Source organism: Vibrio hepatarius, assembly GCF_001274785.1.
GTDB lineage: Bacteria > Pseudomonadota > Gammaproteobacteria > Enterobacterales > Vibrionaceae > Vibrio > Vibrio hepatarius.
In genome coordinates this window covers 38,064-58,756 of record NZ_LHPI01000017.1, presented here as the reverse complement: position 1 = coordinate 58,756, position 20,693 = coordinate 38,064, and the positions used below count along the sequence as shown (strand labels likewise).

The window sequence follows — 20,693 nt, the reverse complement described above, 5'->3', positions numbered from 1 at the left end:
GAGGCTTTGACGTCTCCTGCTTTTCCCTTAGACTAACTGAGTTGATTTTCTTCATTCCTAATGGCCTATATGCGACCGACGATTGCCCGAGTGGCTCTGCCTGTTCCACTTGATAAACAGTTCGACTATTTGATTCCGCCTCACCTGTTTCCGATCATCGGTGGGCGTGTTTCTGTGCCATTCGGACGTCAGACTCTTGTTGGGGTCGTTACCGCGCTGGTCAATCATTCGGAGTTCAGCGAACAGCAACTCAAGTCGATAAAGCAAGTGCTCGACAGCCAACCGGTGTGGCCAGAAAAGCTCTATCAGTTGCTGCATTGGTGTAGTCAGTTCTACCAATATCCCCTCGGCGATACGTTGCTTAACGCGATGCCCAGTGCATTGCGAAAAGGCAAAGAAGCGGACTTCGCCGCCTTGGTTGAGTGGCGATTGACTGCGGCTGGACGAGACCAGCTAATGGTTGGCTTTGGTCGCGCGGTCAAGCAAGCCAAAGTGATGCACATGCTTGAATCTGGACCTGTTGCTCATCAAACATTTATCGACGAAGAAATAGGCTCTGCGGTGTTAAAAACGCTGGTGGAGAAAGGTTGGATTGAATCGATAGAAAACAAACCAGTCGTGCGTGACTGGAGTAAAGATGTAGAGGCGGATGTCGACAAGCCCAAGCTCAATACCGAGCAGGCGGTCGCGATTGCGACGGTCAACAGTTCACAAGGCTTTGGCTGCTTTTTACTCGAAGGGGTGACGGGATCGGGCAAAACTGAGGTGTACCTGAACCTAATCAAACCCGTATTGGAAAAGGGCCAGCAAGCGCTGGTTTTGGTACCTGAAATTGGTCTGACGCCACAAACCATCAACCGATTTAAGAAACGTTTTAATGTGCCGGTTGAAGTTATTCACTCTGGTTTGAATGAGACCGAACGACTTAATTCATGGCTCTGCGCGCGCGATAAAGCGGCGGGGATCGTGATTGGTACGCGTTCTGCGTTGCTTACGCCGTTTGCTGATTTGGGCATCATCATCGTGGATGAAGAACACGATACCTCTTACAAGCAGCAAGACAGCTTGCGCTATCACGCTCGTGATGTCGCTGTCATGCGTGCCAACAAAGAACAGATTCCGATCGTTCTTGGCTCTGCCACTCCGGCACTAGAAACCTTACATAACGCTTTGGTTGGCAAGTACCATCATCTTGTGTTGTCGAATCGTGCGGGCAGTGCGGTACCGACGACCAACAAAGTACTGAATATTAAAGGTGCGTATCTGGAAAGTGGTTTATCTGCCGCACTGATTGCCGAGATGCGTAAACACCTGCAAGCAGGCAACCAAGTGATGCTGTTTCTCAACCGTCGTGGTTTTTCTCCGGCGTTGATGTGTCATGAGTGTGGTTGGATTGCCGAGTGCAAACGTTGTGATGCCTATTACACCTATCACCAAAACAGCAATGAAATCCGCTGTCACCATTGTGGTTCGCAACAACCGATCATTCATCAGTGTCAGGGATGTGGTTCAACGCACTTAGTGACGGTTGGGGTGGGGACAGAACAGCTTGAAAATCAGTTGGCCGAGCTGTTTCCTGAGTTCAAAACCATTCGTATTGACCGTGATAGTACTCGACGTAAAGGCAGTCTTGAAAGCGCACTGACGTCGATCCGCAACGGCGAATATCAAATCTTGATTGGGACGCAGATGCTGGCAAAAGGGCATCACTTCCCAGACGTCACGCTAGTCGCATTATTAGACGTGGATGGTTCGCTCTACAGTAGCGATTTCCGCGCATCTGAACGGCTGGCACAGTTGTTTATTCAGGTCGCTGGTCGTGCTGGCCGCGCGAGTAAACCCGGTGAAGTGGTGTTGCAAACTCATCACCCTGAACACAGTTTACTGCAGGCTTTGCTGACCAAAAGCTATCGTCATTTTGCCGATACAGCGTTGCAAGAGCGCAAACTGGCAATGTTACCGCCGTTTTCCTTTCTGACGATGTTCCGAGCGGAGTCCAACCACAGCGAGCAAGTCGAAAGCTTCCTTAGACAAGTGCGTCATACACTCGAAGCACACCCGCTGTTTGACGAGTTTTGTATGGTACTGGGGCCGACCCCTGCGCCATTGGCGAAACGAGCAGGGAAGTACCGTTGGCAGTTGCTGCTACAAGCGCAAAATCGTTCGACGATGCAGAAGTTACTGGCAAGCGCCAAACCCGCGATACAAATCTTACCGGACGCCAAGAAAGTACGTTGGACATTGGATATCGAGCCGCAAGATCTAAGCTAAAAATTTGTTATCAATAATCGCTTTTACCGTCATGTGTTTTTATTGAGTTTGCTGTTAACGAAGATGCATATCGCGCTTATGTGTCTCGTGCTTGCACTTTTTTCATTTATTTGTGATTCAGATCTTGCTGTGACTCCTATTTTTGTTAAATCTCCCGTAACTTTGTGCGACGAAATGAATAAACTAGGTGTTGTTTATTTTATAGCACCATAAATTACAACAAGTTAATCGTTTGCTTTTGTGGGTTAGATAAGAGTGAGCTTTAGCTCATCATGGCGCATTCTGCGCGGTTAATGTGCGAGAATTTCAAATTTCGACAGCCCAGACTGTCAATTTCGGAAAGTTAAGAGGGTAAAAAACTTATGGCGACAATGAAGGATGTTGCCCAGCTAGCGGGAGTTTCGACAGCGACAGTTTCTAGAGCGTTGATGAATCCGGAGAAAGTATCTTCAGCGACGCGAAAACGCGTAGAAGATGCCGTGCTAGAAGCTGGATATTCACCAAACTCTTTAGCGCGAAACCTGCGTCGTAACGAATCAAAAACCATTATTGCCATTGTTCCAGACATCTGTGACCCGTATTACACAGAGATTATTCGTGGCATCGAAGACGCGGCGATGGAGCACGGCTACATTGTTCTACTTGGCGACAGTGGCCAGCAGAAAAAACGCGAAAGTTCATTCGTAAACCTCGTCTTTACTAAGCAAGCTGACGGTATGCTACTTTTGGGCACCGACCTCCCTTTTGATGTCAGCAAGCCAGAACAAAAGAATTTGCCGCCAATGGTGATGGCGTGTGAGTTTGCTCCTGAGCTAGAGTTGCCAACTGTTCATATCGATAACCTAACGTCGGCTTTCGAAGCGGTGAACTACCTAACGCAGATGGGGCATAAGCGCATTGCGCAGATCTCCGGTCCAGAAAATGCTGCGTTGTGTCAGTTCCGTCACCAAGGCTATCAACAAGCCTTACGTCGTGCGGGTATTAACATGAATACCAACTACTGTGTGTATGGTGATTTCACGTTTGAAGCAGGCGCGAAAGCGGTTCGACAATTACTGGCGCTACCAGAATCACCAACAGCGATTTTCTGTCACAATGATGCAATGGCGATTGGTGCGATTCAGCAGGCGAAAAAACAGGGCCTGCGTGTACCACAGGACCTGTCTGTCGTCGGTTTTGATGACATCCAATTCGCCCAGTTCTGCGATCCACCATTGACGACCATTTCTCAGCCAAGATATGAAATCGGCCGCCAGGCGATGTTGATGATGCTAGAACTGCTGCGTGGTCACGATGTGCGTGCGGGTTCTCGACTATTGGAAACTGAGCTGGTGGTCAGGGAAAGTGCCGCGCCACCGCGCGTATTCTAAATCCATTTCGGCGGCTCAAATTATAGCGCCGCTTTTATTTCAACTCTGTCATCATATGCCGTTCTGAATTAACATAGCGGTAGTGGTAACAAACGATTGATGTACAACAGTGGCAAACAGAGATTATGTAAAACGTGGTCGTGGCAACGGAGGGCGTAAACCAGCGCCGAAGAAAACCGCGCCACGCAGAAAACCTTGGCGCAGCGGGCTTATCGCTGTCTTATTGGTTGGTGGATTTGGCTATGGCCTATACACGCTGAGTAACGATCCTGCTCCGCCGGAGCCTGTTGTGCAAACCAAACCTAAGCCAAAACCGAAACCACAGAAAACATTGCCACCACCTCCTGAAGAGAAATGGGATTACGTGGAGTCGCTGCCAAACAGTGAAATCTCGGTAAAAGCGAAGGAGTTGGAAGTTTCCGAAATTCCTTACATCATGCAATGTGGCGCTTACAAAACAGCGCAGCAAGCAGAAGCGCGTAAGTTGGATATCGCTTTCCAAGGCATCAATAGCAAGATACGCAAGAAAGAAGACAGCAGTTGGTATCGCGTGGTTTTAGGTCCATATAAGTTCAAGCGAGATGCAGAACGCGATAAGCACAAACTGCAACGCGCTAAGATTGAGCCGTGTGCGATCTGGAAAGACACCTAATCCTTCATTACTTTTGAAAGCCCACAATTAAGAAAATCTTATTGTGGGTTTTTTGTTGCCTGTGTTCTCCCCTTGAATTCCTTTACTCAGATCCTCATATATCCTTTAACACAGAAATTAAAGCAACTATGAGGCCCTACTCGTGACTACCATTGTATCTGTACGCCGTAATAACAAAGTCGTCATCGCTGGTGACGGACAAGTATCACTAGGTAACACAGTAATGAAGGGCAATGCGCGCAAAGTGCGTCGCCTCTACAACAATAAAGTACTGGCAGGTTTTGCTGGTGGTACTGCCGACGCGTTCACCCTGTTTGAGCGTTTTGAAAGCAAGCTACAGATGCACCAAGGCCATTTAACCAAAGCGGCGGTGGAGCTAGCGAAAGACTGGCGTAGCGACCGTGCTCTGCGTAAGCTTGAAGCGCTACTGGCTGTCGCGGACGAAACCGCGTCTCTGATCATTACTGGTAACGGCGATGTGGTTCAGCCGGAGAATGATCTGATTGCGATTGGTTCTGGTGGCAACTTTGCCCAAGCCGCCGCGACTGCGTTACTAGAAAATACCGACTTAGATGCGCGTGAAATCGCAGAGAAATCACTGAAAATTGCTGGTGACATCTGCGTGTTCACCAACCATCACCACACTATCGAAGAACTAGAAATCCCAGCAGATAAAATCGCTGAATAAAACCAAAGATAGTGGCCCAAAGATTTAAGGAAACTGATTATGTCTGAAATGACTCCTCGCGAAATTGTTCATGAACTTAACCGCCATATTATTGGTCAGGAAAAAGCCAAACGCTCAGTAGCGATTGCGCTGCGTAACCGTTGGCGTCGAATGCAGCTTGAAGAAAGCCTACGTGTTGAAGTAACGCCAAAGAACATTCTGATGATTGGTCCGACTGGTGTGGGTAAAACAGAAATTGCTCGCCGCCTAGCGAAGCTGGCAAATGCGCCGTTTATTAAAGTAGAAGCGACTAAGTTCACCGAAGTGGGCTATGTTGGTAAAGAAGTGGAAACGATCATCCGCGATCTCACTGACGTTGCGATTAAAATGACCCACCAACAAGCGATGGAAAAAGTAAAATTCCGTGCGCAAGAGCAAGCAGAAGAACGCATTCTTGATGCCTTGTTACCGCCAGCGCGTGACGCTTGGGGACAAAACGAGCAGTCGGAAGAAAACTCGAATACGCGCCAAGTGTTCCGCAAAAAGCTGCGCGAAGGCAAGCTCGACGATAAAGAGATCGAAGTCGATGTTGCAGCGCCGCAAATGGGTGTGGAAATCATGGCGCCTCCTGGTATGGAAGAGATGACCAACCAGCTACAAGGTATGTTCCAAAACCTAGCGGGTGACACCAAGAAAAAACGCAAGCTGAAAATCAAAGACGCGTTTAAAGCGATCACTGAAGAAGAAGCGGCGAAGCTGGTTAACCAAGAAGAGCTAAAAGAGCAAGCGATCTATAACGTTGAAAACAACGGTATCGTGTTTATCGATGAGATCGATAAGATCTGTAAACGTGGTGAAAGCTCAGGCCCAGACGTTTCGCGCGAAGGTGTACAGCGTGATTTACTGCCGCTGATCGAAGGTAGCACGGTTTCTACCAAGCATGGCATGGTGAAAACTGACCATATCCTGTTTGTCGCGTCAGGTGCGTTCCAAGTGGCGAAGCCATCGGATTTGATCCCTGAACTACAAGGTCGTCTGCCGATCCGTGTTGAGCTTGAAGCGCTATCAAGTCACGACTTCAAACGTATCCTGACGGAGCCAAAAGCGTCGCTGACTGAGCAGTACATCGCATTGATGAAGACCGAAAACGTCGACATTGAGTTTACCGAAGATGGTATCACGCAGATCGCAGAAGCGGCGTGGACGGTTAACGAAACCACAGAAAACATTGGTGCTCGTCGCCTACACACCGTGATGGAGCGTCTAATGGATGAAATCTCCTTTGACGCGACAGACAAAGCGGGGACTAAGCTGACGATTGACGCGCAGTACGTATCGCAGCGCCTAGGTGAGTTTGTTGAAGACGAAGACCTAAGCCGCTTTATTCTGTAAAGTAGCATAAAGAGCAATAAAAGAGCCGCCCCAAGAGCGGCTCTTTTTCTATCGGCAAAAAATAGGCTGATAGCGAACGATCAGCCTATGTTTATTTTTGGGTGTCGCTTATAGCATCAGGATGAAAACCACCGCTAATGCTGAGATAAGACCTGCGAAAGCGTAACAGCCAATTTTACCCGCGATACCTGCGTGGATTTTTAGATCGTGCATACCGTGGTGTACACGGTGCATCGCATGCCACATTGGCAATGCTAGCGTACCGATGATAAATAGTGCGCCGATGATGCTGGTGGCAAAGTCGACCACGCGATCATAGCTGAGTGCTTCTGCATCGATGATACCCAGCGGTGCAAGGACACCTAACACCAGAATCGTAACTGGCGTGATCATCGCGAACCATGTACCACCTGCACCAAACAGTCCCCACCAAACTGGCTCGTCTGAACGTTTTGGTGCTCTGTCTACTTTGTAATTCGTATTCATTTCAACGGCTCCTTACACCACAACAAGAACAATCAGCGAGATAAACGCCACAGCAGCCCATTGAGTCAGTACGATAACTTTCTTATCTACTGGCTTGCCTTTTAGGCGGATAGGCATAACTTGCGGCATCATGCTAAAGAATGTCTGTGCGTGCAGTAGGCTGCCAGCTAGAGCAACGATGTTGATCGCAACTACAACCGGATTCGCCATAAAACCAAGCCATGCTTGCCATGCTTCAGGACCTTTAACCAACGAACCCAGACCGAAAGTCAGGAAGATCGTAAATAGGATCAGAGGAAGAACCGTTGCTTCACGTAGCATGTAGAAGCGATAGAACGGATGATCTTTCCACCAAGTGCGTTTTACTTCACGAACGTAAGGTTTACGATTACTCATCCTTATGCCTCCTCTTTTACTGGTTTGCCATCAGGCTTCAGCATCGCAATCACGAAGTCCATTGAAGATTCAACTTTACCTTGGTTAACCGCTGCTGCTGGGTCTACGCTCTTCGGACAAACTTCAGAACAGTAACCAACGAACGTACAACCCCAAGCGCCGTTGTCGCCGTTAATCAGCTTCATACGTTCTGCTTTACCGTTGTCACGGCTGTCTAGGTTGTAGCGGTGTGCCAGTGTTAGCGCCGCAGGACCAATAAACTCAGGGTTCAAGCCAAATTGTGGACACGCTGCGTAACAAAGACCGCAGTTGATACAACCCGCAAATTGTTTGTACTTCGCCATTTGCTCAGGGGTTTGTAGGTTAGTGCCGTCTTCTGGTTTGCGGTCGTTACCGATGATGTAAGGTTTGATCGCTTCAAGACGTTCGATAAACGGCGTCATATCGACGATCAAATCTTTCTCAATCGGGAAGTTCGCTAACGGTTCGATTTTCAGACCATTTGGGTAGTCACGTAAGAAGCTCTTACACGCGAGCTTAGGCACGCCATTGACCATGATGCCGCACGAACCACAGATCGCCATACGACAAGACCAGCGGTAAGAGAGGTCTTTGTCTAGGTTATCTTTGATGTAACCAATTGCGTCGAGTACAGACATAGTCTCATCGAATGGCACTTCGAAGGTTTGTAAATGCGGCTCTGCGTCTTTCTCTGGGTCATAACGCAGAATGTCGACTTTCTGGATGCGGTTTGCTGACATTATGCTTGCTCCTCTGCGTTCTTCGCTGCTTCTTCCGCTGCGGCTTTTTCTGCAGCTTCACCGTATAGACGCGCTTTAGGTTGAGACTTAGTGATAGTCACTTTGCTGTAGTCAATGCTAGGCGCTGCATCTGGCTGGTAGAAAGCAAGCGAGTGTTTCAGGAAGTTCACGTCGTCACGCTCAGTGCAACCGTCGTCTAGACGTTGGTGCGCACCGCGAGATTCTTTACGTAGGATCGCAGAGTGAACCATCGCTTCTGCTACTTCTAGGCCGTAACCGACTTCGATTGCATACAGAAGATCAGTGTTGAACACTTTGCCTTTATCTTTGATGCTGATGCGTTTGTAACGTTCTTTAAGCTCAGTGATCTTATCGATGGTTGCTTGCATCAGATCTTCTTGGCGGTAGATACCACAGCCTGCTTCCATGGTGTGACCCATTTCAGTACGGATGTCGGCCCAGTTCTCGTCGCCTTCTTGATTCATCAGTGCTTTGATGCGTGCTTCAACCGCTTTCACTTGCGCTTCAATAGCAGCGTCGTTCCAGCCTTTGAATTCTGCTGCACGCTGAACCGCTTGTTCACCTGCAACGCGACCAAATACGACGAACTCTGCGAGTGAGTTAGAACCAAGACGGTTTGCGCCGTGCAGACCCACAGAAGCACATTCACCAACCGCGAACAGACCTTTAATGCGAGTTTCACATTGTTGGTCGGTTTCGATACCACCCATGGTGTAGTGAACCGTAGGACGGATTGGAATTGGCTCTTTCGCTGGATCAACGTTAACGTACGCTTTTGCCAGTTCGCAGATGAACGGTAGACGTTCTTGCAGGTATTCTTCACCCAAGTGGCGAAGATCAAGGTGTACCACATCACCAAGAGGGTGCTTGATGGTGTTGCCTTTCTGCTGTTCGTGCCAGAAAGCTTGAGAAACTTTGTCACGTGGACCCAGTTCCATGTATTTGTTCTTTGGCTGACCCACTGGAGTTTCAGGACCCATGCCGTAATCTTGTAGGTAACGGTAGCCGTTCTTGTTGACGATGATACCGCCTTCACCACGACAACCTTCGGTCATCAGGATACCTGTACCTGGAAGACCAGTTGGGTGGTATTGAACGAACTCCATATCACGTAGAGGAACGCCGTGACGGTACGCCATCGCCATGCCGTCGCCTGTTACGATACCGCCGTTGGTGTTGCAGTGGTAAACACGACCTGCTCCACCCGTTGCTAGTACCACAGACTTCGCTTTGATCGTAACCAGCTCACCTTCTGACATGTGAATCGCAATCAGACCTTGCACTTCACCGTCGTCAACGATTAGGTCAACAACGAAGTACTCGTCAAAACGTTTGATGTTTTGGTACTTCATTGACGTTTGGAATAGGGTGTGAAGCATATGGAAGCCGGTTTTATCCGCAGCAAACCATGTACGCTCTACTTTCATACCACCAAAACGACGAACGTTAACTTCACCGTTTTCTTTACGACTCCATGGGCAGCCCCATTGCTCCATCTGGATCATTTCGCGAGTCGCGTTTTCTACAAAATATTCAACAACATCCTGTTCACACAGCCAGTCACCACCGCCAACGGTATCGTTGAAGTGGTTGTCTAAGCTGTCTTCATCCTTGATAACTGCCGCCGAGCCACCTTCTGCTGCCACGGTATGTGAACGCATTGGGTAAACTTTAGAAATCAGTGCAACTTCTAAGTCAGGGTTTGCTTCAGCCGCTGCAATAGCAGTTCGAAGACCAGCGCCGCCAGCGCCGATTACTGCGATATCTGTGGTGATAATTTGCACAGTTATCCTCCAGTGTGAAATTGCGGAAGAGTCCGCTTGTTATTGTTAATTCGGGGAACACCCCAAAAGTGGTAGGGTTAGTGTAGAAGAGCACCATGATAGAAAAATTGACGTATTTAGGTTTTTGCTCCGGAAATGCATATAAAGGCATAAAAAATATAGGATATGTGATAGCTATCACGGCACATGTCTCTGGCGGATTTTTGCCTTAAACTACCGCTGTTACAAAGATGTTGCGCTTGTTGGGTAGAGAGTTGAATTATCAATAACGCTCGCTGATGATTATTGGCTGTAATACGTGAAATTTGCGCTTGTTGGTAACAAAAACTCTGCTTGCAAAGCCTTCCAATAATGGTACTTTTGCCGAAATTTATGTGTTTGAGGTATGAGTATGAACTGGCAGCCGACGGCAAGTATCGAGCAGTTAAAATCAAGGGCGAAGGTTATCCAAACCATTCGTCAGTTTTTTGCCAATAGAGATGTGCTAGAGGTAGACACACCAGCGATGAGTCACGCCACGGTGACCGATATCCATCTGCATACTTTCCAAACTGAATTCGTCGGTCCGGGTTACGCTGATGGGCGTAAACTGTATTTTATGACCAGTCCTGAGTTCCATATGAAAAGGCTATTAGCCGCAGGCAGTGGCTGTATTTATCAGATCTGTAAGTCTTTCCGTAATGAAGAAAACGGTCGTTACCATAACCCAGAGTTTACGATGCTTGAGTGGTACCGGGTTGGTTTTGACCACCATCAGTTGATGGATGAAATGGACGAACTTTTGCAGCTTGTGCTTGGTTGCGGCGATGCGCAGCGCATGAGCTATCAACAGGCATTTCTCACGGTACTTGGTGTTTGTCCGCTTGAAGCGAGTATGACTGAGCTTAAACGCGTGGCTGCCGAGTTGGGTTTAAGCGATATTGCTGAGCCAGAGCAAGACCGTGACACTTTATTGCAACTGCTGTTTAGTATCGGCGTAGAGGGCAAAATCGGCCTGGATGTGCCAGCATTTGTGTTTGATTTTCCTGCATCGCAAGCCGCCTTGGCAAAGATTAACCCCCAAGACCCAAGAGTCGCGGATCGCTTTGAGGTCTACTTTAAGGGCATCGAATTAGCGAATGGTTTCCACGAGCTCGACAATCCGGCTGAGCAACTCAAACGTTTTGAAGAGGACAACCTCAAGCGCGAAGAAATGGGGCTTGCGCCTCAGCCTATTGACTATCATCTGATTGAAGCGCTTAAGGCGGGGTTGCCGGATTGCGCGGGCGTGGCGTTGGGGATTGATCGTCTGATTATGCTGTCATTGGGTTGCGATCATATTGATCAAGTTACCGCATTTCCTTTCCCTCGTGCGTAAGGAAATGTGCAACAGATTCTTATTCTGAGTGCTTTTGACTCGCGTAGGCACTCCATCCTCGTTATACTCCCAATCTGAATTTTAGCCTAGCGCTGCTTATTTCCTGCAAGTTGGAGGGCAGCGCTATCATCGAAGAGCACAGGACATGCAAGAGTACATCGCATTTTTTCAAGAGAACATGATTCTATCTCTGGTATGGGTAGGTCTATTGATTGCCCTTATCGCGAGCATCGTGAAGTCAGCCACCGCTGCGTATAAAGAAATCACCGTTTCAGAAGTAACGACTCTGCTAAACCGCGAAAACGGTGTAGTCGTCGACATCCGTACGAAGGATGAATACCGCAAAGGTCATATTACCGATGCACTTCACATTTTACCTTCTGATATTAAAGCAGGTAGCTTTGGTAACCTTGAAAACCATAAATCTGACCCAATCATCGTGGTATGTAAGTCAGGTCAGACAGCTCAAGAGAGCGCTAACCTATTAGCTAAAGCGGGCTTTGAAAAAGTCAGCGTGCTTAAGAATGGTCTGATTGCTTGGAACGAAGCGAACCTACCGCTAGTGAAAGGCAAAAAGTAATTCACTCACCGAATACCTGAAACGCTGATTGAAAAATCAGCGTTTGACTGAGAGAGATGTGAACACTCCCACGATTTTTAGTGGAAACCTAGTCTTCAAAACGTCTCTCGGTTAGTCTCGAAGCAGACACGTAATTCAAGGATTAAAGGATTTTTAAAATGGCTGAAGCAGCACCACAACAAGAAGCGCAAAACTTCGCAATTCAACGTATCTTCCTGAAAGATGTATCTTTCGAAGCGCCTAACTCACCAACTATGTTCCAAAAAGAATGGAACCCAGATGTGAAGCTAGACTTAGACACACAAAGCCGTGAATTAGGCGAAGGTGTTTACGAAGTGGTTCTACGTCTGACAGTGACAGTGAAAAACGCTGAAGAAACGGCATTCCTATGTGAAGTTCAGCAAGGTGGTATCTTCACCGCTGAGAAAATGGAAGCGGGTCAACTAGCACACTGCCTAGGTGCGTTCTGCCCGAACATCCTATTCCCATACGCTCGCGAAACTATCTCTAGCCTAGTGGTTAAAGGTACGTTCCCTCAACTAAACCTAGCACCAGTTAACTTTGATGCTCTGTTTATGAACTACCTACAGCAGCAAGCTGCACAAGGCGAAGGCCAAGCTGAAGCGTAATTAGCTCGCTCTGAATCATCAGCGAGTGAAAAAATGCACAGAGCATCTATGATAACGATGCGATGTGCATTTTTTGTTTTAAACTAACCCTCAGAGTTCAACTCTTAATGCCCCTAATAGCTTGCTGGGTGCTAAGAACTGAATTCTAGTCAATTAACGACAATCAGGCGGAACAATGACAGATAAAAATAGCAAGAATGCTTACGGCAAAGAGATTTCGATGACAGTACTGGGTGCTGGTTCATACGGAACTTCGTTAGCGATTTCGTTGGCTCGTAATGGTGCGAATGTGGTGATTTGGGGACACGAACCTGAACATATGGCTCGTCTTGAAGCCGACCGCTCAAACCATGAGTTTTTACCTGGTATCGATTTTCCAGAATCGTTAATTGTCGAATCGGACCTTGAGAAAGCAGTACAAGCAAGCCGTGACTTATTGGTTGTAGTACCGAGCCATGTGTTTGGTATCGTGCTCAATAACGTCAAACCTTTCTTGCGCGAAGACTCACGTATCTGTTGGGCAACCAAAGGTCTAGAGCCAGAAACGGGTCGACTACTAAAAGATGTCGCACACGATGCGATCGGCGAAGGTTACTCGTTGGCGGTGTTGTCTGGTCCGACATTTGCGAAAGAACTGGCGATGGGAATGCCGACAGCGATTTCAGTTGCGTCCCCTGATGCTCAGTTTGTCGCTGACCTACAAGAGAAAATCCACTGCAGCAAAACCTTCCGAGTTTACGCCAATAGCGATTTTGTCGGCATGCAGCTTGGCGGCGCGGTGAAGAACGTGATTGCGATTGGCGCAGGTATGTCTGACGGCATTGGCTTTGGCGCAAACGCGCGTACTGCGTTGATTACTCGTGGTTTGGCCGAAATGACTCGTCTGGGTGCTGCACTCGGTGCGCAAACTGAAACCTTTATGGGCATGGCGGGATTAGGCGACTTGGTACTAACATGTACAGATAACCAATCACGCAACCGTCGCTTTGGTTTGGCGTTAGGTCAGGGCAAAGACGTTGATACCGCACAGACTGAAATCGGTCAGGTGGTGGAAGGTTACCGCAACACAAAAGAGGTGTGGTTGTTGGCGCAGCGCATGGGCGTAGAGATGCCGATTGTTGACCAAATTTATCAAGTATTGTATCAAGGAAAGGATGCAAGACTGGCAGCAAAAGATCTGCTGGCACGAGATAAGAAAGCAGAAGCATAACCGCGAACGCAACATCTAGGGATTAGGGATATTGATGAAACATTGCGAAAAACAGAAAGTCTGGCAAGCGATCGTTCGAGAAGCAAGAGAGCTCTCCGAACAAGAGCCAATGTTGGCAAGCTTTTATCATGCGACGATTATTAAACATGATAGCTTGGCTTCAGCATTGAGTTATATTCTTGCCAACAAGCTAAACACTGCGTCTATGCCAGCAATGGCAGTACGTGAAGTGGTTGAAGAGGCATTCAATGCTGACCCAACGATCACGGAAGCAGCGGCTTGTGATATCTGTGCAACGGTGAATCGAGATCCGGCGGTTTCCATGTATTCGATGCCGCTGCTTTACCTCAAAGGCTACCACGCTTTACAAGGCTACCGAGTAGCAAACTGGCTATGGCGTCAAGGGCGTATTGCGCTGGCGACATATCTACAAAACCAGATTTCTGTTGCCTGCCAAGTGGATATTCACCCGGCGGCGCGTATTGGTCGCGGCATCATGCTCGACCACGCTACTGGGATTGTGATCGGTGAGACCGCAGTGGTTGAGAATGACGTATCGATTCTACAGGACGTGACGTTGGGTGGTACCGGTAAAGAGTGCGGAGACCGTCACCCGAAAATCCGCGAAGGCGTGATGATCGGTGCTGGGGCTAAGATCCTAGGCAACATCGAAGTGGGAGAAGGGGCGAAGATTGGTTCGTGCTCTGTGGTATTGCAACCCGTACCTGCACACACCACGGTTGCGGGTGTTCCAGCGAAGATTGTTGGTCGTCCTAAAACCGATAAGCCATCTCTGGATATGGACCAGCAGTTTAACGGCAAGTCGCAAAGCTTTATCGGCGGTGATGGAATCTAGCCTCAGCTAAAGATTTTGATAAAAAAAGAGCTAACCCTTGGGTTAGCTCTTTTTGTTTGGTGCCAGCAATAGAAAGCAAAGTGATGGTTTCTATTAGGGCATTGATGTTCAGTGATTAAGCCATAGAATTCAGTTCAACAAGAACTTCTTCTGCCCACTCGATCCAAGCTTGACGAATCAACAGGTTACGACGCAGTGTTAGGCGTTCTAAACGTTGCTGTTTGTCTAGCGTTGAAGCTGAAGAGTAGTAAGCGTTTTCAATTTCTTGGTAGTGAGCTACCAATTTACGTGATTCTTCGACCAGCTCCGCCAATTGCACGCGGAAAGGTTCTGAAGGTTGTACAGCGCAAGCCATGAGTTTTGCTGAAAACTCATCACGCACTGTTGGGTGTGCTGTCGGTTGATCGAACCACTCGCCAAGCGCAGTACGGCCGGCGTCAGTGATGGAATAAACTTTACGGTCTGGTTTGCCTTCTTGAGGCTCCAATACACAAGTAACCAACTCGTTTTGAGCCATTTTGTTGAGCTCGCGGTAAACTTGCTGGTGGCTCGCTTTCCAAAAGTAGCCGATGGTAGCGGAAAACTCTTTAGTGATATCGTAACCAGTTGCATCGCGTGTGCTAAGAACTGTGAGAATAACGTGTGGTAATGACATGTCTTCAATCCAAATTTGGTTAATAAACAAAATTAACTGCTTAGGTACTGTTGTGCTTCTATGGCACTTGTCATCAGTGGTTGTTTAAGCAGCGCCAACAAAGTTGGCCATGTCACCTTAAAAAAGCCGTTTATCACCTAGATCGATATACATAGTATCGAAGTGCTGCACTGTGGATATTTTTATAAGTAGTGCAGAGGGCGAGTAGTATATCTAAATAATAAGCATAAAGTGGAATAGAAGGACAAAATATACCAAAAAACTTATGATTTCCTAAATAAACTAAAGTATCAGATATAGATTCTGCAAAATGGTATTAATTGTTCTTATATTAGATTGATTGACTGCAAAATAATCAAGTGCAAGTGATAGCTATAAAAAAAGGTTGGCGATGATGCCAACCTTAGTATTTGGATAACTAGTCCGTTAACCTGTATTTCGCATGCCCGCAGCGATGCCGGCAATCGTGACCATCAACGCTTCTTCCAGCTCAGAAGAGGTTTCTTCAGTCTGGCGCGTACGATAGAGCAATTCGGCTTGAAGCATGTTGAGAGGCTCTACATAGATGTTACGTAGACGGATCGATTCCTGACCCCAAGGGTCGCTTTGCATTAGGTTCTCGTTGTTCTCTACGTTCAGTACCGACTTAATGTCTTTCTGAAGCTGTTCACGTAGACGGTCACCCAGTGGTAGCAACTTAGGATCGGCAAGGCGTTCGTCGTAGTAGCGCGAGATCTCTAGGTTACACTTGGTGTACACCATCTCTAGCATACCTAGGCGAGTCGAGAAGAATGGCCACTCACGACACATCTCTTCCAGTAGTGCTTGATGGCCTTTATCGACTGAGTATTGAATCGCTTCACCTGCCCCAAGCCATGCTGGCAGTACCAGACGGTTTTGGCTCCACGAGAAAATCCAAGGAATCGCACGCAGGCTTTCTACGCCGCCGTTTGGATTACGCTTCGCTGGGCGTGAACCCAATGGTAGTTTACCGAGTTCCAGCTCAGGCGTTGCTTGGCGGAAGTAAGGAACAAAGTCCGGCTCGCCACGTACCACTTTACGGTAGGCTTCGCAGCTCACCTCTGACAGCACGTTCATTAGGTCGCGCCATTCTTGTTTTGGCTCTGGTGGTGGCAGTAGGTTTGCTTCAAGGATTGCACTTGCGTACAGGTTAAAGCTGTTGACCGCGACTTCTGGCAGACCAAGCTTAAAGCGGATCATTTCACCTTGCTCTGTTACGCGCAGGCCGCCTTTCAGGCTCTTCGGTGGCTGAGACAGTAGTGCTGCGTGTGCCGGGGCACCACCACGGCCAATCGTACCGCCACGGCCGTGGAATAGCGTCAGTTCAACGCCTTCTTCTTCGGCCACTTTCACCAATGATTCCATCGCGTGGTATTGCGCCCAGCCCGCAGACATAACGCCTGCATCTTTGGCTGAGTCGGAATAACCGATCATCACCATTTGGTGGTTTTGGATAAAGCCGCGGTAGAGGTCGATGCTCATCAGTTGTTTGATCACTGACTCTGCATTGTTCAAGTCGTCTAGCGTTTCGAACAGTGGACACACGTCCATGCGGTAAGGACAGCCTGATTCTTGCAGCAATAGGTGAACCGCCAGAACGTCAGAGGCAGTACGCGCCATTGAAATTACGTAAGCACCAAACGCTTCACGTGGTTGCAGAGCAATAATCTTACAGGTATCCAAAACCTCTTTAACCGGCTCTGATGGTTGCCAGTCGCGAGGTAGCAGTGGGCGTTTCGATGCCAGTTCGTTGGTCAGAAAAGCAATCTTGTCTTGCTCGCTCCACTGGTCGTAATCGCCGATACCTAGGTAACGAGTCAGCTCAGAAAGTACGTCTGAGTGGCGAGTACTTTCTTGGCGAATATCCAGACGCACCAGATGCACACCAAATGCTTTGATTCGACGTAGCGTATCAAGCAGCGAACCGTCGGCAATAATACCCATACCGCACTCGTGCAGCGATTGGTAACACGCGTATAGTGGCTCCCAAAGCTGCTCTACACGTTGAAGCGGCGCTTTGACCGCCAGCTTCTGGCCGTTAATCTTAGCGTCCAGAATCTCTTTGGTTTCGGTCAGCAGTGAGCGTAGGCCTTTTAATACCGCGCGGTAAGGTTCGTGCTCGTCTTCACCCGCCAACGCGCGTACCGCGTCATTACAACGCGTCATCGATAGTTCGCTGACGAGTTCATTAACGTCACTTAGGTATAGGTCTGCAGCTTTCCAGCGAGACAACAACATCACTTCACGAGTGACTGTGTGTGTCACGAATGGGTTACCGTCTCGGTCTCCGCCCATCCAAGAGGAAAAGTGTACAGGGCGCGCATCAATCGGCAGACCTTCACCGAGGTAGTCTTTCAGGCGAACGTCCATTTCACGAAGGAAATCTGGTACCGCTTCCCAAAGTGAGTTTTCTACTACAGCAAAGCCCCATTTCGCTTCATCTAGCGGGGTTGGGCGTTGCTTACGAATGGTATCTGAATGCCAGCTTTGTGCGATTAACTGCTCTAGGCGGCGCTCTGTCTTTTGGCGCTCTTTTGGCGATAGGTCGCTAAGCTCTAGTTTTGACAGACATTTGTTAATCTTAACCAGCTTGTGGATCATCGTGCGACGGGTGATCTCTGTCGGGTGAGCTGTCAGTACCAGTTCAATGTTGAGATCGCGAACCGCCTGAGCCGTATCCAGTTTGCCGATTTTGTTTTGGCTCAGCTTGGAGAATAGAGAATTGATCGCGTCCGGCTCACAGACGTGTGCGTCACAATGGCGAGAAATCGTATGGTATTGCTCGGCCATGTTGGTCAGATTCAAAAACTGGTTGAATGCGTGTGCGACTGGGGTGAGCTGATCATTAGGCAGGCTCTTAATTTCCTCAATCAAGCTTTCTCGGTCTGATTGATTGCCTGCGAGAGCCGACTTGGAAAGTTTACGGATCGTTTCTACTTTCTCTAGAAGCTCTTCACCGTGTGCATCCTTGATGGTGTTACCGAGCAAATGTCCCAGCATGCTCACGTTGCTTCTGAGTGCAGAGTATTTCTCATTCATTGTCGTCCTGCCTTGTAAAAAAATTACATCCAATGTTCTTTTGTTCGGTAACCAATCTAGCGAAAAATGTTGCTTCGAGTCAATTATCGCATGCAAAGTTTGCAAATATTGTTCAACTAGACACAAATTTAGTAAGCAACGATTTTTAGTCAAAGTTGCTGAAATTTTATTACAAAATCAATATCGAGATGGGCCGAGTACTCAAGCAAAGGTCATCGCACTCACGATGACCTTGAGTAGGGCTAGAAGCAGTATTTGTACATTGCTTTTGACAGCACATTGATGGTTGGGTCGATAAATTCAAATGCCAAAAATTCGTCTGGCTGGTGCGCTTGGTCAATCGAACCAGGACCAAGTACCAGTGTTGGACATAACTGCTGTAGGAATGGCGCTTCGGTACAGTAATTAACCGTCTGGGAGTCAAGACCACAGATCTCTTCCACACCACCAATAAACGGATGGTCATGCTGGCACTCATACCCCGGAATCGGCTCGTGTAGCGGTGTGATCTCAACGCGTCCTGGCCATTTGGCTTCGACCTCTTTCAGTGCGCCCCTCAGCATGTTGTCCAACCCATCCAAGCTGATGCCCGGCAATGGGCGCACATCATAGTGCAATTCACAGCAGCCGCAGATTCGGTTGGCACTGTCACCACCATGGATATGCCCCAAATTCAAAGTAGGGCTTGGAATCGCAAAACCCGGGTGATGGTATTCTTTGATCAATTTATCTCTGAGTTTCATGAGCGCAAACAGCACTTCGTGCATGATCTCGATGGCATTGACGCCCAAAGCAGGATCCGAAGAATGCCCAGATTTGCCTGTAACACGAATAGCGTTCGCCACATGACCTTTGTGTCCGCGAATCGGAACTAGGCTCGTTGGCTCACCAATAATGCAGTAATCCGGTTTAAATGGCGCATTTTCAGTGAAATGGCGTGCGCCCAACATGGTGGTTTCTTCGTCACAAGTTGCTAAAACATAGAGTGGCTTGGTTTGTTTGCTCCAATCGACCTTTTTTACCGCTTCTATAATAAAGGCGAAATAACCTTTCATATCCGCAGTCCCTAACCCATAAAAACGATTGTTCGCTTCGGTCAATTGATGAGGATTGAAGTTCCAACGTCCTTCGTCAAACGGTACGGTGTCGCTGTGCCCCGCCAGAAGTAGTCCTCCCTCGCCGCTGCCTTTTTTCGCGATCAGGTTGAGTTTGCCAGCTTCAACCTCGGTGACTTCGACACTAAAACCGACGTCTTTTAACCATGTCGCTAGCTTTTCAATTACTTGCGCATTTCCTTCATCCCAACTCGGGTCAGTAGAGCTAATTGAAGAGGTAGAAATAAGGCCGCTGTAGACCTCTTTAAAACTAGGTAATTGCATATTTAGTTTACTTTCCCTGTTGACATAAATTCGCTAAGAAGGTAAAACACATAATAAATCACTTTTGATGAATAAAAAACCGTTAAAAGCTGTGTTTTAGTAAATTTGTAGTCACTATTTGAGTGGCGTTTTTCAACGAAAATGGATGTCTGAAATGCTGAAAACCACGATCATTGGCGCAACTGGTTATACCGGAGCAGAACTTGCGCTTATGGTGCACAAACACCCTGAACTCACGCTATCAGGTTTATATGTTTCCGCCAATAGTGTTGACGCAGGAAAAAGCATTTCACAACTGCACCGCAAGCTAGCTGGGCTGGTTGACGTAGCAGTCGAACCATTAGTTGATGTTGAGAAAGTTGCAAAAGAGTGCGATGTCGCGTTTTTCGCGACCGCGCATGAGGTGAGCCATGACCTTGCTCAGTCGTTCTTGGTTCAGGGTTGCCAGGTGTTTGACTTATCAGGCGCATTCCGCGTTAAACAAGAAGGCTTTTATCCGAAATATTACGGCTTTGAGCATAAATATGACGTTTTACTCGATAATTCTGCATATGGCTTGGCTGAATGGAACGCAGAGCAGGTGAAGCAGAGCCAGTTAGTGGCAGTGCCAGGTTGTTACCCAACCGCGTCTCAATTGGCGGTCAAACCGCTATTAGAAAGTGGCTTGATTGATACGGCGCAATGGCCAGTGATCAACGCGACCAGTGGGGTTTCAGGCGCTGGCAGAAAAGCGACGCTGAACAACAGCTTTTGCGAAGTGAGCTTAAAACCCTACGGTGTGTTTAGCCACCGTCATCAACCAGAAATTGCCACGCATCTTGGCTGTGATGTCATCTTCACGCCACATCTAGGCAATTTCAAAAGAGGCATCTTAGCGACTATCACGATGAAGTTGGCTAAAGGTGCCACTGAGCAACAAGTAAAAGACGCATTTGAATCGGCTTACCAAGGTAAACCAGCAGTACGTTTATTGACGGACGAACTGCCAAGCATTCAAAACGTTGAGAATACGCCTTTCTGCGATATCGGCTGGAAGGTGCAAGGCGAGCATATCATCGTGGTCTCTGCGATCGATAACTTGCTAAAAGGCGCATCGAGTCAAGCGATGCAATGTTTAAACATCCACTTCGGATTTCCAGAATTAACTGCCCTTGTATAAGCGAGTAG

At 48.0% G+C, this 20,693-nt stretch carries 18 protein-coding genes; 11 read left to right on the top strand and 7 right to left on the bottom strand.

What is annotated here, in order from left to right; genetic code table 11:
• The first annotated feature begins 69 nt into the window (after positions 1–69).
• The 5 genes from priA (at position 70) to hslU (ending at position 6,352) form a co-directional block, all read left to right on the top strand.
• Positions 70–2,271 carry a primosomal protein N' gene (gene priA / locus AKJ31_RS16500; protein ID WP_053410188.1) on the top strand — a complete coding sequence of 734 codons (2,202 nt, stop codon included), beginning with the start codon at positions 70–72 and terminating at the stop codon, positions 2,269–2,271.
• A 362-nt stretch (positions 2,272–2,633) separates the two neighbouring features.
• Positions 2,634–3,641 carry a DNA-binding transcriptional regulator CytR gene (cytR, locus tag AKJ31_RS16495; RefSeq protein WP_053410187.1) on the top strand — a complete coding sequence of 336 codons (1,008 nt, stop codon included), beginning with the start codon at positions 2,634–2,636 and terminating at the stop codon, positions 3,639–3,641.
• A gap of 109 nt (positions 3,642–3,750) precedes the next feature.
• Positions 3,751–4,293 carry a cell division protein FtsN gene (gene ftsN, locus AKJ31_RS16490; RefSeq protein ID WP_053410186.1) on the top strand — a complete coding sequence of 181 codons (543 nt, stop codon included), beginning with the start codon at positions 3,751–3,753 and terminating at the stop codon, positions 4,291–4,293.
• 142 nt (positions 4,294–4,435) lie between these two features.
• Complete coding sequence (gene hslV / locus AKJ31_RS16485; RefSeq protein ID WP_053410185.1) at positions 4,436–4,981, top strand: ATP-dependent protease subunit HslV; 546 nt, start codon at positions 4,436–4,438, stop codon at positions 4,979–4,981.
• A 39-nt stretch (positions 4,982–5,020) separates the two neighbouring features.
• Positions 5,021–6,352, top strand: coding sequence for an ATP-dependent protease ATPase subunit HslU (hslU, locus tag AKJ31_RS16480; RefSeq protein WP_053410184.1), 1,332 nt, complete (start codon positions 5,021–5,023; stop codon positions 6,350–6,352).
• A 108-nt stretch (positions 6,353–6,460) separates the two neighbouring features.
• On the opposite strand, the gene frdD is transcribed toward hslU, so the two are convergent.
• From frdD to frdA, 4 genes are read right to left on the bottom strand one after another with little or no spacing between them, the layout of a single operon-like run.
• The gene (gene frdD / locus AKJ31_RS16475) at positions 6,461–6,838 is read right to left on the bottom strand and encodes a fumarate reductase subunit FrdD (RefSeq protein ID WP_053410183.1); all 378 of its coding nucleotides are present in this window, start codon (positions 6,836–6,838) and stop codon (positions 6,461–6,463) included.
• Positions 6,839–6,850: 12 nt separating this feature from the next.
• Positions 6,851–7,234 carry a fumarate reductase subunit FrdC gene (frdC, locus tag AKJ31_RS16470; RefSeq protein ID WP_053410182.1) on the bottom strand — a complete coding sequence of 128 codons (384 nt, stop codon included), beginning with the start codon at positions 7,232–7,234 and terminating at the stop codon, positions 6,851–6,853.
• A gap of 2 nt (positions 7,235–7,236) precedes the next feature.
• A complete protein-coding gene (locus AKJ31_RS16465; RefSeq protein ID WP_053410181.1) occupies positions 7,237–7,995 on the bottom strand; it encodes a succinate dehydrogenase/fumarate reductase iron-sulfur subunit in 759 nt (252 codons plus the stop codon).
• Complete coding sequence (frdA, locus tag AKJ31_RS16460) at positions 7,995–9,800, bottom strand: fumarate reductase (quinol) flavoprotein subunit (protein ID WP_053410180.1); 1,806 nt, start codon at positions 9,798–9,800, stop codon at positions 7,995–7,997. Before frdA ends, AKJ31_RS16465 begins: the two co-directional genes overlap by 1 nt.
• Positions 9,801–10,185: 385 nt before the next feature.
• On the opposite strand from frdA, the gene epmA reads away from it, so the two are divergent.
• The 5 genes from epmA (at position 10,186) to cysE (ending at position 14,432) form a co-directional block, all read left to right on the top strand.
• The gene (epmA, locus tag AKJ31_RS16455; RefSeq protein WP_053410179.1) at positions 10,186–11,157 is read left to right on the top strand and encodes an elongation factor P--(R)-beta-lysine ligase; all 972 of its coding nucleotides are present in this window, start codon (positions 10,186–10,188) and stop codon (positions 11,155–11,157) included.
• Positions 11,158–11,302: 145 nt separating this feature from the next.
• The gene (locus tag AKJ31_RS16450) at positions 11,303–11,737 is read left to right on the top strand and encodes a rhodanese-like domain-containing protein (protein WP_053410178.1); all 435 of its coding nucleotides are present in this window, start codon (positions 11,303–11,305) and stop codon (positions 11,735–11,737) included.
• A 158-nt stretch (positions 11,738–11,895) separates the two neighbouring features.
• Positions 11,896–12,366, top strand: a complete 471-nt coding sequence (gene secB / locus AKJ31_RS16445) for a protein-export chaperone SecB (RefSeq protein WP_053410177.1) — start codon at positions 11,896–11,898, stop codon at positions 12,364–12,366.
• Positions 12,367–12,541: 175 nt separating this feature from the next.
• Entirely contained in the window at positions 12,542–13,576 is a 1,035-nt protein-coding gene (gene gpsA, locus AKJ31_RS16440) for an NAD(P)H-dependent glycerol-3-phosphate dehydrogenase (protein WP_053410176.1), read from the top strand.
• Between the two features lie 34 nt (positions 13,577–13,610).
• Entirely contained in the window at positions 13,611–14,432 is an 822-nt protein-coding gene (gene cysE, locus AKJ31_RS16435) for a serine O-acetyltransferase (protein WP_053410175.1), read from the top strand.
• Between the two features lie 115 nt (positions 14,433–14,547).
• On the opposite strand, the gene AKJ31_RS16430 is transcribed toward cysE, so the two are convergent.
• The 3 genes from AKJ31_RS16430 to argE all read right to left on the bottom strand — a co-directional run bounded on the left by AKJ31_RS16430 (position 14,548) and on the right by argE (position 19,526).
• Entirely contained in the window at positions 14,548–15,087 is a 540-nt protein-coding gene (locus AKJ31_RS16430; protein WP_053410174.1) for a PadR family transcriptional regulator, read from the bottom strand.
• 426 nt (positions 15,088–15,513) lie between these two features.
• Positions 15,514–18,147: a phosphoenolpyruvate carboxylase gene (gene ppc, locus AKJ31_RS16425; protein ID WP_053410173.1), complete on the bottom strand. Its 2,634-nt coding sequence runs from the start codon at positions 18,145–18,147 to the stop codon at positions 15,514–15,516.
• Between the two features lie 242 nt (positions 18,148–18,389).
• The gene (gene argE / locus AKJ31_RS16420; RefSeq protein WP_053410172.1) at positions 18,390–19,526 is read right to left on the bottom strand and encodes an acetylornithine deacetylase; all 1,137 of its coding nucleotides are present in this window, start codon (positions 19,524–19,526) and stop codon (positions 18,390–18,392) included.
• Between the two features lie 154 nt (positions 19,527–19,680).
• On the opposite strand from argE, the gene argC reads away from it, so the two are divergent.
• Positions 19,681–20,685: an N-acetyl-gamma-glutamyl-phosphate reductase gene (gene argC, locus AKJ31_RS16415; RefSeq protein WP_053410198.1), complete on the top strand. Its 1,005-nt coding sequence runs from the start codon at positions 19,681–19,683 to the stop codon at positions 20,683–20,685.
• Positions 20,686–20,693 lie beyond the last annotated feature (8 nt).

Excerpts from the sequence above, each read along its gene's own strand:
- hslU (WP_053410184.1), top strand. The coding sequence starts at position 5,021 with ATGTCTGAAATGACTCCTCGCGAAATTGTTCATGAACTTAACCGCCAT.
- cytR (WP_053410187.1), top strand. The coding sequence starts at position 2,634 with ATGGCGACAATGAAGGATGTTGCCCAGCTAGCGGGAGTTTCGACAGCG.
- AKJ31_RS16465 (WP_053410181.1), bottom strand. The coding sequence starts at position 7,995 with ATGTCAGCAAACCGCATCCAGAAAGTCGACATTCTGCGTTATGACCCA.
- secB (WP_053410177.1), top strand. The coding sequence starts at position 11,896 with ATGGCTGAAGCAGCACCACAACAAGAAGCGCAAAACTTCGCAATTCAA.
- frdD (WP_053410183.1), bottom strand. The coding sequence starts at position 6,838 with ATGAATACGAATTACAAAGTAGACAGAGCACCAAAACGTTCAGACGAG.
- cysE (WP_053410175.1), top strand. The coding sequence starts at position 13,611 with ATGAAACATTGCGAAAAACAGAAAGTCTGGCAAGCGATCGTTCGAGAA.
- gpsA (WP_053410176.1), top strand. The coding sequence starts at position 12,542 with ATGACAGATAAAAATAGCAAGAATGCTTACGGCAAAGAGATTTCGATG.
- frdC (WP_053410182.1), bottom strand. The coding sequence starts at position 7,234 with ATGAGTAATCGTAAACCTTACGTTCGTGAAGTAAAACGCACTTGGTGG.
- AKJ31_RS16450 (WP_053410178.1), top strand. The coding sequence starts at position 11,303 with ATGCAAGAGTACATCGCATTTTTTCAAGAGAACATGATTCTATCTCTG.
- argC (WP_053410198.1), top strand. The coding sequence starts at position 19,681 with ATGCTGAAAACCACGATCATTGGCGCAACTGGTTATACCGGAGCAGAA.
- priA (WP_053410188.1), top strand. The coding sequence starts at position 70 with ATGCGACCGACGATTGCCCGAGTGGCTCTGCCTGTTCCACTTGATAAA.
- argE (WP_053410172.1), bottom strand. The coding sequence starts at position 19,526 with ATGCAATTACCTAGTTTTAAAGAGGTCTACAGCGGCCTTATTTCTACC.
- epmA (WP_053410179.1), top strand. The coding sequence starts at position 10,186 with ATGAGTATGAACTGGCAGCCGACGGCAAGTATCGAGCAGTTAAAATCA.
- AKJ31_RS16430 (WP_053410174.1), bottom strand. The coding sequence starts at position 15,087 with ATGTCATTACCACACGTTATTCTCACAGTTCTTAGCACACGCGATGCA.
- ppc (WP_053410173.1), bottom strand. The coding sequence starts at position 18,147 with ATGAATGAGAAATACTCTGCACTCAGAAGCAACGTGAGCATGCTGGGA.